This is a genomic window from Mucilaginibacter sp. P1_A3 (genome assembly GCF_056406855.1).
Window position 1 is genome coordinate 161144 of sequence record NZ_JBFTZJ010000013.1, and the last position, 14250, is coordinate 175393.

At 40.9% G+C, this 14250-nt stretch carries 16 protein-coding genes; 3 read left to right on the forward strand and 13 right to left on the reverse strand.

What is annotated here, in order from left to right:
• The first annotated feature begins 11 nt into the window (after positions 1-11).
• On the forward strand, positions 12-1793 hold the full coding sequence (locus tag AC1D0K_RS25600; RefSeq protein WP_477391509.1) for a RagB/SusD family nutrient uptake outer membrane protein: 1782 nt from the start codon (positions 12-14) through the stop codon (positions 1791-1793).
• A 96-nt stretch (positions 1794-1889) separates the two neighbouring features.
• Positions 1890-3020, forward strand: a complete 1131-nt coding sequence (locus AC1D0K_RS25605; RefSeq protein ID WP_477391510.1) for an acyltransferase family protein — start codon at positions 1890-1892, stop codon at positions 3018-3020.
• Between the two features lie 264 nt (positions 3021-3284).
• Here AC1D0K_RS25605 and AC1D0K_RS25610 read toward each other — a convergent pair whose 3' ends face one another.
• The 8 genes from AC1D0K_RS25610 to AC1D0K_RS25645 form a co-directional block, all read right to left on the reverse strand.
• Positions 3285-3785: a heavy-metal-associated domain-containing protein gene (locus AC1D0K_RS25610; protein ID WP_477391511.1), complete on the reverse strand. Its 501-nt coding sequence runs from the start codon at positions 3783-3785 to the stop codon at positions 3285-3287.
• A gap of 59 nt (positions 3786-3844) precedes the next feature.
• Positions 3845-4225 carry an HYC_CC_PP family protein gene (locus AC1D0K_RS25615; protein ID WP_477391512.1) on the reverse strand — a complete coding sequence of 127 codons (381 nt, stop codon included), beginning with the start codon at positions 4223-4225 and terminating at the stop codon, positions 3845-3847.
• A 148-nt stretch (positions 4226-4373) separates the two neighbouring features.
• Positions 4374-5054 (reverse strand): YiaD family glycine zipper/OmpA-like lipoprotein, encoded by a 681-nt coding sequence (locus AC1D0K_RS25620; RefSeq protein ID WP_477391513.1) that lies wholly within the window; start codon positions 5052-5054, stop codon positions 4374-4376.
• A 215-nt stretch (positions 5055-5269) separates the two neighbouring features.
• A complete protein-coding gene (locus AC1D0K_RS25625; protein WP_295716874.1) occupies positions 5270-6607 on the reverse strand; it encodes a sensor histidine kinase in 1338 nt (445 codons plus the stop codon).
• A 3-nt stretch (positions 6608-6610) separates the two neighbouring features.
• On the reverse strand, positions 6611-7294 hold the full coding sequence (locus AC1D0K_RS25630) for a response regulator transcription factor (protein WP_295716875.1): 684 nt from the start codon (positions 7292-7294) through the stop codon (positions 6611-6613).
• A gap of 9 nt (positions 7295-7303) precedes the next feature.
• Positions 7304-8146: a hypothetical protein gene (locus AC1D0K_RS25635; protein ID WP_477391514.1), complete on the reverse strand. Its 843-nt coding sequence runs from the start codon at positions 8144-8146 to the stop codon at positions 7304-7306.
• A gap of 60 nt (positions 8147-8206) precedes the next feature.
• Positions 8207-8551, reverse strand: a complete 345-nt coding sequence (locus tag AC1D0K_RS25640; RefSeq protein ID WP_295716879.1) for a hypothetical protein — start codon at positions 8549-8551, stop codon at positions 8207-8209.
• 182 nt (positions 8552-8733) lie between these two features.
• The gene (locus tag AC1D0K_RS25645; protein WP_477391515.1) at positions 8734-9681 is read right to left on the reverse strand and encodes an FAD:protein FMN transferase; all 948 of its coding nucleotides are present in this window, start codon (positions 9679-9681) and stop codon (positions 8734-8736) included.
• Positions 9682-9683: 2 nt separating this feature from the next.
• Between AC1D0K_RS25645 and AC1D0K_RS25650 the strand changes: the two genes are divergently transcribed.
• A complete protein-coding gene (locus tag AC1D0K_RS25650; RefSeq protein ID WP_477391516.1) occupies positions 9684-9827 on the forward strand; it encodes a hypothetical protein in 144 nt (47 codons plus the stop codon).
• 89 nt (positions 9828-9916) lie between these two features.
• Here the strand turns inward: AC1D0K_RS25650 and AC1D0K_RS25655 are convergent, their stop codons facing one another.
• From AC1D0K_RS25655 to AC1D0K_RS25675, 5 genes are all read right to left on the reverse strand, one after another.
• The gene (locus AC1D0K_RS25655; RefSeq protein WP_295716883.1) at positions 9917-10570 is read right to left on the reverse strand and encodes a metal-dependent transcriptional regulator; all 654 of its coding nucleotides are present in this window, start codon (positions 10568-10570) and stop codon (positions 9917-9919) included.
• Positions 10571-10711: 141 nt separating this feature from the next.
• Positions 10712-11377 carry a hypothetical protein gene (locus AC1D0K_RS25660; RefSeq protein WP_477391517.1) on the reverse strand — a complete coding sequence of 222 codons (666 nt, stop codon included), beginning with the start codon at positions 11375-11377 and terminating at the stop codon, positions 10712-10714.
• Between the two features lie 194 nt (positions 11378-11571).
• The gene (locus AC1D0K_RS25665; protein ID WP_477391518.1) at positions 11572-12087 is read right to left on the reverse strand and encodes a hypothetical protein; all 516 of its coding nucleotides are present in this window, start codon (positions 12085-12087) and stop codon (positions 11572-11574) included.
• 117 nt (positions 12088-12204) lie between these two features.
• On the reverse strand, positions 12205-13944 hold the full coding sequence (locus AC1D0K_RS25670) for a S41 family peptidase (RefSeq protein WP_477391519.1): 1740 nt from the start codon (positions 13942-13944) through the stop codon (positions 12205-12207).
• Positions 13945-14011: 67 nt separating this feature from the next.
• Positions 14012-14227, reverse strand: a complete 216-nt coding sequence (locus AC1D0K_RS25675; RefSeq protein WP_295716888.1) for a hypothetical protein — start codon at positions 14225-14227, stop codon at positions 14012-14014.
• Positions 14228-14250: the final 23 nt, after the last annotated feature.

The following is a 14250-nucleotide window of genomic DNA, read 5'->3' on the forward strand; positions in this document are numbered from 1 at the left end:
AAAGTATTACAATGAAAGCAAAAAAATATTTCAGCATCATGTTGTTCAGCGTTTTGGCTCTTGGTGCATGTAAAAAAACATTTCTTGATAAACCAATTACAGGTGCACTTGAGCCGCAGTTTTTGGAAACAGAAGCAGGAGCTAATGAACTGCTTGTAGGTGCTTATGCCGTTTTAGACGGGCAGCAGGGTGGAGATGCAGCTATAGGCGGCGGCGGAGCCTGGGAGGCATCGCCTGATAACTGGATATATGGAGGAGTTGCGGGTGGTGATGCTTCAAAGGGAAGTATTGCCGGCGATCAGCAGCCCATTGAACCTATCCTTAAGTATAACCCCGATGCGAGCAACGGCTTTTTTGATAGTAAATGGAGGGCCGATTTTGAAGGTGTTTCACGAACCAATAACACTATTAAAATAACAGGAAAGGTTGCCGTAATTACTGCCGCGGCAAAAACCAATATATTGGCCCAGGCGAAGTTTTTACGCGGACATTATTATTTCGATTTGAAAAAGATGTTTAATAATGTGCCTTATCTTGATGAAACCACAACAGATATCAATCAACCCAATACAACAGATATTTGGCCAAAAATTGAGGCTGATTTTAAATACGCGTATGATAATTTGCCTAATACGCAGGATAATGTTGGCCGTGCCAACAAGTGGGCCGCGGGTGCTTATTTAGCAAAAACATATTTATATGAACATAAATATGCCGAAGCAAAAGTGGTTTTTGACGCAGTTATAGGCCAGGGTGTAACCGCATTGGGGCAAAAGTATATATTGAACACCAGGTTTAACGATAATTTCAGGGCCGCAACCAATAACAGCGCCGAGTCTGTTTTTGCGGTGCAGGCAGCTGCCAATACAGATCCGGGTGGCCCTTCAAATGCCAACAACGGCGATATGCTGAATTTTCCTTACGGTAATAGCAGTCCGTTTAGTTGCTGCGGTTTTTATCAGCCCTCTATTGATCTGGCAAACCATTTCCGCACAAATGCGGTTACCGGCTTACCATACCTTGATGATTACAACAGCCATGCTTTAAAAACGGATATGGGCATTGCCGCCGATGGAGATTTTACCCCCGAGGCCGGAACAGTAGATCCGCGGTTAGACTGGACAGTTGGTCGCAGAGGCATTCCTTTTCTTGACTGGGGCTTACACCCGGGTACCGATTGGATAAGGGATCAGCAGTACGCGGGCCCTTACTCGCCAATTAAAAATGTTTACGGTCAGGCCGAGCAAACTACCAATGGCGATAATACTTCATGGGCACCAGGCTCTGGAATCAATTATAACCTGATCCGTTATGCCGATGTATTGCTCATGGCTGCCGAGGTTGAAGCACAACTTGGTAATTTTGATAAGGCAGAAAGTTATGTTAACATGGTGCGCAACCGGGCGGCCAATACAACAGGGTGGGTGCATAGTTATAAAAATGATGATAACCCTACCGCGGGCTTTACCAATACGCCTGCAGCAAATTATAAAGTGAGCCCTTATTTGCCCGGCGCTTTTGCAAGTAAGGATTTTGCACTTAAAGCCATTTATTTTGAGCGGAAAATTGAGTTAGCCATGGAAGGTCATCGCTTTTTTGACCTGGTAAGATGGGGTATTGCTGATACAGAGCTTAATGCTTATATCGCTTACCAAAGTACGCTAACCAATGATGTTAAAGGGGGCAAATTTGTGAAGGGTAAAAGCGAATACTACCCAATTCCACTTACCGAGATTGACCTGAGCGCGAAGGGTGGCGCCCCGGTACTTAAACAAAACCCAGGATACCATTAATTAATGCTGCCGGGATAGCAATATCCGGGCATATTTTATAGACTACCGGGTATTGTTCCCTGCTGCAAACCGGTAAAAACTTTTTTAAACCAAAACATGAACAAATCATCAACACGATTTTTATCGCTGGATGTATTTAGAGGGATGACCATATGTTTTATGATCATTGTAAATACACCTGGTAGCGGTGCGCAGGCATTTTCGCCATTGGAACATGCGGCCTGGCATGGTTTTACACCTACCGACCTGGTTTTCCCTTCATTTTTATTCGCCGTTGGTAACGCCATGAGCTTTTCTATGAAACGCTACCTGGAAATGGGCAACGCAGCCGTGCTCGCCAAAATATTTAAACGTACCCTGCTGATATTTTTAATAGGTTACCTGATGTATTGGTTCCCCTTCTTTAGCTTAGATAAGGGACATGTTGAGTTTTCGCCTATAAGCCATACCCGTATTATGGGGGTTTTGCAAAGGATAGCATTGTGCTATTGTTTTGCATCGCTCATGATCCATTTTCTGTCAAAACAATCGGTTATCATATTATCGGTACTGTTTTTAATTGGTTACTGGGTAATCCTGTTGGTTTTTGGTGATCCATCAAACCCATTGAGTATGACCGGGAACGCGGGTATCTTTCTTGATAAATTTGTACTGGGCGATAACCACCTGTATCATGGTGAAAAGATAGCTTTTGACCCCGAAGGAATATTGAGTACGCTGCCTGCTATTGTTAACGTAGTGGTTGGTTATTATGCCGGTAAGTTTATTCAGCAAAAGGGCAAGGGTTATGATGTTATCTCCAAAATGTTGCTCATGGGCTGCCTGTTCATATTCCTGGCCTTGTGCTGGAATATGGTATTCCCCATCAATAAAAAATTGTGGAGCAGCTCATTTGTACTGGTTACAACCGGGCTCGACCTGGTGATCCTTTCTTTCCTGGTTTATGCCCTCGAAATAAACGACTGGAACAAAGGTAACTGGACCCGCTTCTTTACCATTTTAGGTAAAAATCCGCTGCCTATCTATGTGCTGTCAGAAACGCTGGTTATCTTTTTTTACATGTTCACGGTAAAGGGCGGCAGTTTATATGGCTGGATAAATGATAATTTGTACCAGGTGATTGCCCCCGGCGCTATAGGCTCGCTTTTGTTTGCTATCAGCTATATGCTCCTGTGCTGGAGCGTAGGTTGGCTGTTAGATAAGAATAAGATCTATATCAGAGTTTAAAAGATTTTTTTAATATCCCCTACAGCAGCGTGACCGTGAAAATGGTCGCGCTTTTTTCTTGCAAAAAAAACTTTTTGTCATCCTGAACGCAGTGAAGGATCTGTTGTTCGCCATGCTTCTTCGCCCTGTATAGGTCGGCGAATAGATCCTTCGTTCCTCAGGATGACAAACCTTTTAAAACGTCATTTCTCCCTCAGAATTTCGCGAAATTTTACAACTTATAATTGACGGATGGTGTATTTATTTTAGAGAGCCGCTAAATTTCTATATAGCTAAATGATAGATACGACCGGAGGCAGGAGCGGTATCCGTTACCTGGCCCAGGTACTTTTTGGATACCGATTTTGGCGCGAAACCAAAATCAACAACGGTAACGTTAACAGTACCATTGATGGATTTATCAGCGGGATTAAGCAAGCGGTAGGTATCGCCCCCGTAGCTAAAATAGTTATCGGCAACTTTGGTGTTATCAAAGTTGTAGGTGGCTTTCAGGCTGTTTACCGAGAAGCCCGAATCCTGTACCTTTTTGCTGATCTGCTCGAAGTTTACCGGTACATCATTTTTAAAAGTAATAAGATAAGTATTGCGGATCAGGTCGGTTTTAATTTCGCTTACAAAAGGAAGTGCACGTAAAGATTTTTCTGTTGTTTTGGCACAAAGAGCACAGGTAAGGCCGCTAACCTGCAGTTCGGCTTTGGTAAACTGTGCTTTTGCAACGGTAGCAGATAGGGAAAACAGGATGATGAATATTTTGAGCGTTTTCATTTTTAAACTAATTTTGAGATAAACCGAAAGTGAAATTGCCGGGGCGTTCAATTAATTTATCAGTTACGGAAAATGAAGGTTTGGATAAATGTTGCGGTACCTCGCGAGGGTTCGTCGGTTGGTTCCCTGTCAAAAACTTTCGCAAATACAGATTGCCGTGGTGAATAGAAAAGGTTTTTAAAGGGTAACTGTGGTAGTGCAAACGCGAATACTTTGCTAAAAAAAGATGTTGCTTCATCCTGGAAAGTATCATTAACTTTTGACTTCACCGGAGTGCGTTTGCAACAATTTGTTTTTCCTTTTGAACTACAATTGATAACTGCTGCGTTTGTTTTTACAGAAGCAGCCTTGCTGCCAACATAATGCAGATTAAGAGCAAAGCCCAATACCGTAACAGCGTACAGCACAGTTAGTAATATAGCTCCTGATCTTTTTAACATATAACAAATGTAATTGATTAACCCATTGATTACAAATTGTTTTTTGTGTTATTATAATATCCATAAAATAAAAAACCCGGCCCTCGCGGCCAGGTTTTTACAATTAACTTGATCTTTTATTATAACAATATATTATTGAAATTGCTTATTACTGACCGGCTTGTTTGGCTTCGTTTTTCATTGTTGAGTTAGCAACAATTACAATCTCTACTCTGCGGTTTTTTGAACGGCCATCAACTGTTGTGTTATCAGCAATTGGCTCAGTTTCGCCTTTTCCGGAAGTTTGTAAACGTGATGAAGCAACGTTGGCTGCGGCTATAAATGTTTTTACTGATTCGGCCCTTTGCACAGATAAAGTCATGTTGTGGGCATCAGAGCCGGTATTATCGGTATGGCCAACAATTAAAATATTTGTTTCGGGATTATTTTGAAGCGAGGCCGCTAATTTTTGTAAATTGGATTGAGCTGCTGATTTAAGCGCCGATTTATCGGTATCAAATAAAATACCTGAATCAAATTTTACCAGGATACCTTCGCCTTCGCGGGTTACGGTAGCACCGGGCACAGTTTGTTTTATTTCTGCAGCCTGCCTATCCATGTTACGGCCAATAAAGGCGCCTGCGGTACCACCTACAGCACCACCTATAATGGCTCCTAACGCTGTATTGCCAGCTGCCTTGCCAATAAATGCACCTACGGTACCACCGGCACCGGCACCAATTGCAGCACCCTTTTGCGTTTTGGTTAATGAGTTACAGCCTGCGCTTAAAATGCCTGCTGTTGCTAATGCTAAACTAAAAGTAGCTATCCTTATTCTTAAAGATTTCATAATATTATATATGTATATAAGTTGTTATTTGCAAAGCTAATGCCAAAAGGTATATTCCCTAATATTGAAGGCGAATCATTACTATGGCGTTACTTTTTTAACAATTAAGAAATTGGATTTCGGGCTTGCGTGCACTCTTTAGTGTGGGCACTAAAAAGTGGCTAATTTTTAGTACATCAAATGTAAAATTATCGATACACGGGAAGGGGCGCTGGTTAATTATTAACCACTATTAAGGTGGCCGGAAAGATAAGTTTAAAAGTGCTGCCCGCATCTTTTTCTGATACTACTTCAATTTCGATATCATGAAAGCCGGCTATTGATTTTACAATAGGCAGGCCAAGCCCAAAACTCTCCTGCTGTAACGACTGGCGAATTTTTTTGAAGCGATTAAATATGGATGGAAGCGCATCGGCGTCAATGCCTATACCTGTATCCGTAATGCTGATGATAAATTTATCATGAACTGCTACTGCCGTTACCCGGATGCTGCCACCTTCGCGGTTATATTTAATAGCGTTATTGATAAGGTTAAAAAACAGGTTGAACAGCAGGAATTTATTAATATTAACCAGGTACCAGTTATCGGGGATAGAAATATCATAACTGATGTTTTTATCCTGCAAGCGGATGGAGATTTCATCATATACATCCTGCAGTAATTCGCTTACGGCTACTTTGTCTTCCTTTAAAAATTGTTCGTTCTCTATTTGCGATATCAGGAGTAGTGTTTTGGTAATGCTTTTTAAACGGTTCAGGATCTTTTGCATCTCCAGTAAACGCACCTTAATCTCATCGCTGATATCCTCTTCCTCAAACATGTTCTCGATTTTTGATTGAAGGATGGAGATTGGGGTCATGAGCTCGTGCGAGGCATTTGAAATAAATTCGCGCTCCTTGTGGAATTTATCAGCAATGGTCTCAATCATTTTATGAATACTCAGATCAAGGTGTTCAAAATCAGAGGTGTTGGTCCGCACCTTCCGGTACGACTGGAAATTAGGGAACTTTTGACCAATCAGTTTTGTTTTTATAATAGTGCGGAGTGGCTTAAGTACGTAATTGGAATAAACCTGGTCGGCCAGGATGGTAAGCAGGATCATGCCCAGCAATACCTGGAAGGCTATGTTTTGAAGCGGGGTACTGGTTTCATCAAGTGTATCAACACTTTTGCCTATCTCCAGCAGGTAATTTTTATTTTTTACTTTAAAAGTATGGCTCAATATGCGGTATTCAAGCGTATCTCCCTCACTAAAAAGGCGTTTCCCTCTTTTAATGGTATCTAAATAATAATTAGGTTCAACCTCGTCAAGACTTATGTATTCATCTTTGAGGGGGAGGTAACTTCCGTATCCTTCGCCGTTTACAATATAGGTTTCAATGCCCCGGCTTTTTACTATTTGCAGTAGTTTGTTTTTTTGTTTTATCAGCTTGCTATCTACATAATTGCTGCTGATGTTTTTGATCAATACCGGTACCAGCAATACAAATAGTATGGCAATCACCAGTTTTGATATGGCGTTAAAAAGCGTAAGTTTTGTTCTGAGTTTCAATACTTAAGCGTTGATTTTTATTTTGTAGCCCAGTCCTCTTACGGTTTCCAGCCAATCGGGCGATGCAAAGGCATTTAATTTTTTCCGGATATTTTTAATGTGCGCATCTATATAGTTGGAGTCGTAATCATTATTAACCACACTTCCCCAAATGTGTTCACTTAGCTGCATGCGGGTAAGGGTGCGGTTTTTATGTAAAATTAAATATGCGATAAGATCAAACTCCTTTTTTGTGATGGCATTTACCGTACTGCTGCCGTATGTAATGGTACGGTTTGTAAGATCGATAAGGAAGCCGTCGAGTTCAATTATATTGTTTTTGACACCAAATTTGCGGCGGATTATTGCCTGCATGCGGCTTTGAAGTTCCAATAACGAAAATGGTTTGGGCAGGTAATCATCGGCGCCAAGATCAAGACCTTTAATTCGGTCGGTAATTTCGGCGCGTGCTGTAAGTATGATGCAGGCCGCGTCCGAATCGAGCTTTTTGGCTTCTTTCAGCAGATCAAGCCCCTCATAATCTGGCAGGCCTAGATCTATCAAAATAAAATCGTAGAGATTGGTAGCTATCTTTTCAGATGCCGAAGTTCCATCGTAACAAACCTCGCATATGTAGTTATAATTTGTCAGGAAGATTTCAAGTTCCTGTGCAAGTGCTTTTTCGTCTTCAATTATTAAAACATTCATATACCCGGTTTAATAAAAGAGGTAGTAAAAGGTAAAGTTAAAAAATGATTCTTTTCTGTTTTCAAGCGCCCCCTCAACGTTAACGGGGATAGAGTATCGCCACGATGCTTCCAATGTATAATGCGGCCTGTTATAGGCAATGGGCAATTTAAAACTGTAGTTGAGCATCTTAAACTTCCTGTTATAACGTGCAGAATTAGGGTCATTGTGTACATAAATATTGTCTATATCATCTTTAAAACGATGGTCAAGAGAATAGCGCTGTACAAAATTTTGGGTGCCCGTTATAAAATTAAAGGATGGATTAAATGAAAGGTAATCCTTGTCATCAAAAATACTCCAGCTGGTTTCAATGTATTTGGAGTTGGTTACGGTTACAAAAAAATCGTTTGATTTGCCAAAAAGGTAATCCATGATCACACTTGTTTTTACGAAGTGCCAATCATAGGAGTTTTTAAGGTTTACATCATTTGATGATGCTGATTTTATAACATTGGCATCTTTATTAAAAATAAAGCGCGTGTAGCTTGCCGCTCCCGAAAAATCTTTAGAAAATTTGTAAAAATATCCACCGCCCAAATCTACTTCATCAATCGGCGTGTATCCCAAAACTTTGAGTATCGAACCGTAGGCAAAAAAGCCTTGTTTTGTGTTATAGATAAGATCGCCGGTTACAAACGGGTATTTAACTGGCCCGGTACGACCAAAAAAGAGCGCATCGCTGCCATAATTTATCCCTACAGAAACAGATTGCTTTCTGATAATGGTATCTGTATCGGCAACAACATGGAAGTTGTTGTGCGTAAAAAGGTCTGTGTTAATACCTGCAGCATATAAGGTATTACTACCCATAACAAAAAAAAGTAAGCAAAGGTACTTCATCAAAAATCGGTAAATTGTTTGTTAACCTGTTTAATTGCCATTTCTTCGTGGTATTTCTGGCGGACGCTCCAATCCTTCGGGCCGGCGCTGTCTTTTCGGTTTTGGTTTGGCTGGTGTAGTATTGCCATTTTCGTCAACCTTTTCGGGCTTTGCCTGTCTTCTTGCCTTAGCTACCTCTTTAATTTTATTTTTTTCATCCAGTTCCTGCTGTTTTTTGCTTTTTGACAATATAGTATCCGCAGATAAATTATCATGCAATACCGTAATCATACGGAAATTATAAACAGAATTTAACGGGCTGTTTTTAATAACGGCAGATGATAAATATGGTGCAAATATCAATACGAGGACAATATACGCAAACCACTTTATCATTGGGGGGAAGAAAAACTTAAAATTGTATTCAAATATCGGTCAATTTAAACAGTAATACCCAAGGGGGAGGGGTCTGTTGATAACAATTACGTTACTAAATTATTTAACCGGCAGGTATTGCCCGGATAATTTGTAAATAAACACGTTGCCTGAATAATTGATAGGTTATAATTTATTTTATATCAGATGCTTACATCTTTTGATGTGTAAACCCTGTTTTGATCGTCAATAATGATACAAGCTATTTGATTTAGCTGGTTTATTAAATACATACCTGCGTTAACGCCAATATTAATTACCGGCGAAGCCATTGCATCAGAAAGTTCGGCTGTTGGGCTAATGATGCTCACGCTTTTAATTTCGCTTACCGGGAATCCTTTGTTGGCATTTGTTACGCTTTGGAACTTCTTTTTGCTTACACTGGCATATTTCTCGGCATTTACTGATGTAGCAAAAGCCATGTCGCTAATGTTAAGATGGGCAAATGGTTGTTTTCTTTGCTCCGGATCGGCAGCTGCAACTGTCCATGGTTTATGGTTAGGCTGGGTTCCCCAGGTTAGCAAATCGCCACCTGAATTAATTACACCACTGTTTACGCCGTTCATTTGTAAAACATATTTTGCCCTATCGGCGGCGTAACCTTTGCTATTGGCACCAAAACCAATGCGCATGCCTTTTTCTTTTAAAAAGATAGTTTGTTTAGCGGCGTCAAGTATAACACTCTGGTAGTTGGTTTGCATTACCGAATATGGAGCGGTTTTAACAGGAGAATTTTCAACAAGTGCATTATCATTACCTGTTACATTATTGCCTGTAAAATAGGTAATATCAAAGGCACCATGAGTAAGTTCAGATATTTGCAAAGCTCTGTCAATCAACCTGAATATTTCGCCATTGGCTTTTACCGGTTCAATGCCCGCGTTACGGTTAATTTGTTTAATGTTACTATCATCGCCAAAGGCCGAAAGTAATTTTTCTACCCGGTTAATTTCACAAATGGCAATGTTTATTTGCTCATTGGCCAGTAAGTGATCGTTCCCAACAACACTTATCTCAAACTTATCACCCATTGCGTAAACGTTACGCCTGTAGGTGGCTAAATTGTTACTTAAAGTTTTTACTGCCAACATAAATGAAATTCTTTATCGTCAAAAAATCAAACAACTCTAACCCAGTTGCAGAAGCGGTAAATTTCCTGGTAAAAAAGCTACACCGTTACTCCACAAATACTAAAGTAGATGGCTTGTATGAAAATAAGATGAAAATGGGCTTGTAAATACCGTAAATCGATAATTTACGGCCAATAAAGTTGAAATATTCTTAAATTAGGACGAAAGGTTGACAATCTGCAGATCGTTTTTTTAATTAATCTATTAAAATGTTCTCGCCAAATTTTTGAGATACGGTGGTGTTTTCTTTACCGTTGATGCTAATCACAAGGGAATTATCAAAGGGGATCTTTTCTATCAGTTGAATGCGGGTGCCTATGCCAATATCCAGTTTAATAAGATATTGTAAAAAGGTATTGCTGGTATCGCGAACCGCCGCTACACGGCAGGTGGTGCCGGCTTTAAGATCGGTTAGGGTTACTGAAAATGATTTGGGGACCTTGCCATTGGCTTTGGGTATCGGGTCGCCATGCGGATCGTATTCCGGGAAGCCCAGGAATTTATCAAGCCTGTCGGCCAGTGTAATATCGCTGATGTGCTCCAGCTCCTCTGCAATATCGTGGATCTCGTCCCAATGGTAGCCCAGCTTCTCTAATAAAAAAACTTCCCATAAACGGTGCCTGCGTACTATCAATGTAGCATCTTTTAATCCAAGCTGGGTAAGTTTTACGCCCTGTTTTTTATCATAAGCTATTAATTGCTTTTCGGTAAGCTTGCGTATCATATCCACTACCGATGCCGGGTTGTTACCCAGGGTTTCGGCAATTGCAGTAGGCGTTATCTTTACATCCTTTTGCTGCGCAACGCGATAAATCGCTTTTAAATAATTTTCTTCTGATAGTGTATACATTGCTGTTGACGGGCTAACACACAAACATAAATAAAAACCAGCCGGTTTGTCATGATCAGGCGTTACTAATTGTTGTCATAAGCGCCTAAACGAAAACAGGCCTCCGTTTTAGGGAAGCCTGTAAGTATTAAATTGTAATGATTAATGTCCGCCGTGTCCGCCGCCATGTCCGCCACCGCCATGTCCGCCACCGCCACCGCCGCCGCCATGTCCACCACCACCGTGGTTTTCATGTCCGCCGCCACCGTGATTCTCATGTCCGCCACCACCGTGGTTCTCATGTCCGCCACCACCGTGGTTATCACGACCGCCGCCGTTGCCATGAAATTCAGGACGTCCGTATCCTCTGTTACCATAATTAGGACGGTTATAAGATCCCCTGCGATCATGATTGCCTCTCCAATAGTTGGCATACCTTGTATCGCGGCTGTTACGGATAAAACCTTGGTCATGACGGCCCCTGTAACCGGCATATTCTGTTCTGTAAACATCATGCCTTAACCATGGGTTCCTGTCATTTATAACAACTTTATAGCCATGATACAGGTCATAGTTGCGGTAACGCACCGGTAAGTAGGTATGATGTACCCATATATTGTTATCAAAATAAACATACTCATGGGTAGGTACATCATAATAAGTATCTATATCGGGCATATAATAATAACTTGCGTGGTCATAACCTACAGGGCCCCAGGCAGGCTGGCTGCCAATATTTAAACCCAGGCTAACGCTTACTTGCGCGCTGGCTGTTTTAATAGCGAAGCAGCTTAGTATTATTGCTGCTGACAGGATGATTTTTTTCATTTGATAATTTTGTTAAAGTACTGCGCCAATACGGATGAATTCATTTATAGTTGCGCATTGTTGGATGTATGACAATATTTAATCCAAAAAGTTTAAAATCATAATGCAGATAGGTCTCTTGCCTGTAACAGCGCATAAAAAAACAGGCTTCCTGTTATGGAAAGCCTGTTTCATATAAAATAAACAATCAAAAATTAATCTCTGTGACCATGACCCTTATCATTTTTACGGTCATCTTTGCGGTCGTCTTTACGGTCGTTACGTACTTCTTTGCGTACAGCTTTTCTGTTGCCTTTACCATTGCCATTCCAATGCTTGGTGTATTTTACATCGCGGCTGTCGCGGATGATGTTTTGATCATGACGCCCCCTGTAGTTTGCATATTTGGTGCGGTAAACATTGTTACGAACCCATGGTGTACGTTCGTTTACTACAACCTTGTAGCTATGGTAAACATCGTAATTACTGTAACGAGGAGGTAATGCGGCTGAATGTATCCACGCGTTATTATTGAAATATACATATTGATGTGTATTTACATCGTAGTAGGAGTCAATATCGGGCATGTAGTAATAGTCTGCATGATCGTAGCCGGTAGGGCCCCAGTCTGGTTGACTGCCAATATTGATGCTTAAACTTATTTGTGCACTGGCAGGTTTTATTGATAAACAACCTAAAAAAATAGCGGCTGTTAAAATGATCTTTTTCATAGTGTTATTGTTTTGTTTGGAGGTATGACAATAACAGATGAAAAAAGTTTAGTTAAATATGCGGTGCAACGTGTAATTAAGCCGTTACAATTATAAGGGCGATAATATAACAGCGGCTTATTGATCGTCGTCGCTATCCTTGTCTGCCGCTTTTTTGCCGGCCATAGCCAGCATAGGTTTACCAATAACTTTATAGTTTCCTTCGCCTTTTAGTATGGATGCCAGCTGGACTTTATCCTGCATTGTTTTTACAGCCTGGGCCAGTTCTTTATCGTATTTAAAGTTGGCTTCGTAGCGGCCTTTTTCAAAGTAATACCGTGATGCTATCTCGTTTTCAAGCACCTGTTTTATCTCATCCTTATGCTGTTGCAGATCGTTCTTTTTGCTGGTGAGGAGTTTTGCCTTCAAAACATCATATTCACCCTGGATTTCAGTAAACTGCTTCTCTTTGGTAGCCTCGGTTTTAAGATTGTTCAGCAGTTTTTCTGATGATGTGGTGTAGTTATAATTTTTATCAGCAAGATATTTTACAAAGTCGTTATAGTCGTTATCTGATAGGTTGAACGATTTGATATCGGCTATTTTAGCGTGCTTGTCACGGTATAAAGTGGCGTAATCAAATATTAAAAGCTTGCCCACCAAAGCCTGGGTTACATTGGCAAACCGCTCTTGTTTAATAAAAATATCAGGGTAAATGCCGCTGCCATCATAAACCGAGCGGCCATTTTTGGTTTTAAACTCGTGGATTAGTGAATCGGCTACTTTAACAACGCTGCCATCATCCTTGCGGTGGGTATAATCCAGTTCCTGGATGCAACGGCCCGATGGTACATAGTATTTGGCGATGGTGATTTTTACCAGGCTATTATAAGGCAGGTTAAACGTTTGCTGAACCAGGCCTTTACCATAGCTGCGCTGCCCTATGATAATGGCACGGTCAAGATCCTGCAATGAGCCTGCAACAATTTCTGATGCCGACGCCGAGTGGCTGTTTACCAATACTACCAGGGGCAAATTAGGCTCAAGGGGAGCACTAACGGTGCTGTAGGTAAAGTTTTTATCTTTTATTTTTCCTTTTTGCGATACTATTTCAACATCTTTTTGCACAAACAGGTTAACTATTTTTACTGCTTCCTGTAATATGCCGCCACCATTGGAGCGCAGATCTAAAATAATACCACTGGGATTGTTCTTTTTTAGGGATACCAGGGCATTGGTCACTTCGCTGGCAGAGTTTTCCAGGAATTTATCGAGTTTAATATAACCCATGTTGCCGGCAACCATGCCAGAGTAAGAAACATTAGGTTGTTTTATCTCATCACGTACCAGGCTCTTTTCAAATGGCTGGGCAACATTATCGCGTTTAATAAAGAGCCTTATGGCAGCGCCTTTTGAACCTTTAAGCAGCAGGCTTACCTGGTCGTTATTTTTACCATTAAGGTCGATGTCGTTTATTTTTAATACCTGGTCGCCAGGGCGTACGTCTCCTTTTTGGGCCGGGAAGCCTTCAAATACATCAGATACGTATACTTTGCCATTGCGCGCAAATATGCTGGCGCCAATACCGCCATACTGGGTGCTTACATAATGCAGCTTATAATCCTCAATTTCAGATTCGGGCACAAACTCGGTATAGGGGTCAAGTCCCTCCAGCATAGCATCAACCCCTGTTTTAACCAGCTTGGCCGAGTTGATATCATCAACATAATTGATGTTCACCTCTTTATATACCGATGCAAAAACATCAAGGTTTTTTGATATCTGGAACAGGTCGTCATCAAAAGCCGCAACACCGGCCGCCAGCATTATAACACCGGCAAATAAGCCTATCTTTTTATATTTTCTGAAGATCACCATACCCTGTACAACATTAAAGCATATAAAAATACGAAAAGCTTATCGATTTTTACAAATGCGACCTAATTTACAGCCTGTTATTATCAATATTCACCAATGCCTTTTTCAAGGTAAAGACAACATATTCCCTGTTACGGTTTACCAAATCCATCAATTTGGTTATCAGGGCTTCTTCCTGTCCTTCGGTATATCTTAGTTGCTCATCGCTAAGGTTGTTATACTTACGTTGAACTTTAATTTTTACACGTTCCCAATCTTTATTGGAGATACTGATCTCGGCCATTGTTAAATTATTTTAAGCAAAAA

Excerpts from the sequence above, each read along its gene's own strand:
- AC1D0K_RS25620 (WP_477391513.1), bottom strand. The coding sequence starts at position 5,054 with ATGAAATCTTTAAGAATAAGGATAGCTACTTTTAGTTTAGCATTAGCA.
- AC1D0K_RS25610 (WP_477391511.1), bottom strand. The coding sequence starts at position 3,785 with ATGAAAACGCTCAAAATATTCATCATCCTGTTTTCCCTATCTGCTACC.
- AC1D0K_RS25605 (WP_477391510.1), top strand. The coding sequence starts at position 1,890 with ATGAACAAATCATCAACACGATTTTTATCGCTGGATGTATTTAGAGGG.
- AC1D0K_RS25655 (WP_295716883.1), bottom strand. The coding sequence starts at position 10,570 with ATGTATACACTATCAGAAGAAAATTATTTAAAAGCGATTTATCGCGTT.
- AC1D0K_RS25600 (WP_477391509.1), top strand. The coding sequence starts at position 12 with ATGAAAGCAAAAAAATATTTCAGCATCATGTTGTTCAGCGTTTTGGCT.
- AC1D0K_RS25650 (WP_477391516.1), top strand. The coding sequence starts at position 9,684 with ATGAAATTCTTTATCGTCAAAAAATCAAACAACTCTAACCCAGTTGCA.
- AC1D0K_RS25670 (WP_477391519.1), bottom strand. The coding sequence starts at position 13,944 with ATGGTGATCTTCAGAAAATATAAAAAGATAGGCTTATTTGCCGGTGTT.
- AC1D0K_RS25675 (WP_295716888.1), bottom strand. The coding sequence starts at position 14,227 with ATGGCCGAGATCAGTATCTCCAATAAAGATTGGGAACGTGTAAAAATT.
- AC1D0K_RS25640 (WP_295716879.1), bottom strand. The coding sequence starts at position 8,551 with ATGATAAAGTGGTTTGCGTATATTGTCCTCGTATTGATATTTGCACCA.
- AC1D0K_RS25645 (WP_477391515.1), bottom strand. The coding sequence starts at position 9,681 with ATGTTGGCAGTAAAAACTTTAAGTAACAATTTAGCCACCTACAGGCGT.
- AC1D0K_RS25635 (WP_477391514.1), bottom strand. The coding sequence starts at position 8,146 with ATGGGTAGTAATACCTTATATGCTGCAGGTATTAACACAGACCTTTTT.
- AC1D0K_RS25660 (WP_477391517.1), bottom strand. The coding sequence starts at position 11,377 with ATGAAAAAAATCATCCTGTCAGCAGCAATAATACTAAGCTGCTTCGCT.
- AC1D0K_RS25615 (WP_477391512.1), bottom strand. The coding sequence starts at position 4,225 with ATGTTAAAAAGATCAGGAGCTATATTACTAACTGTGCTGTACGCTGTT.
- AC1D0K_RS25630 (WP_295716875.1), bottom strand. The coding sequence starts at position 7,294 with ATGAATGTTTTAATAATTGAAGACGAAAAAGCACTTGCACAGGAACTT.
- AC1D0K_RS25665 (WP_477391518.1), bottom strand. The coding sequence starts at position 12,087 with ATGAAAAAGATCATTTTAACAGCCGCTATTTTTTTAGGTTGTTTATCA.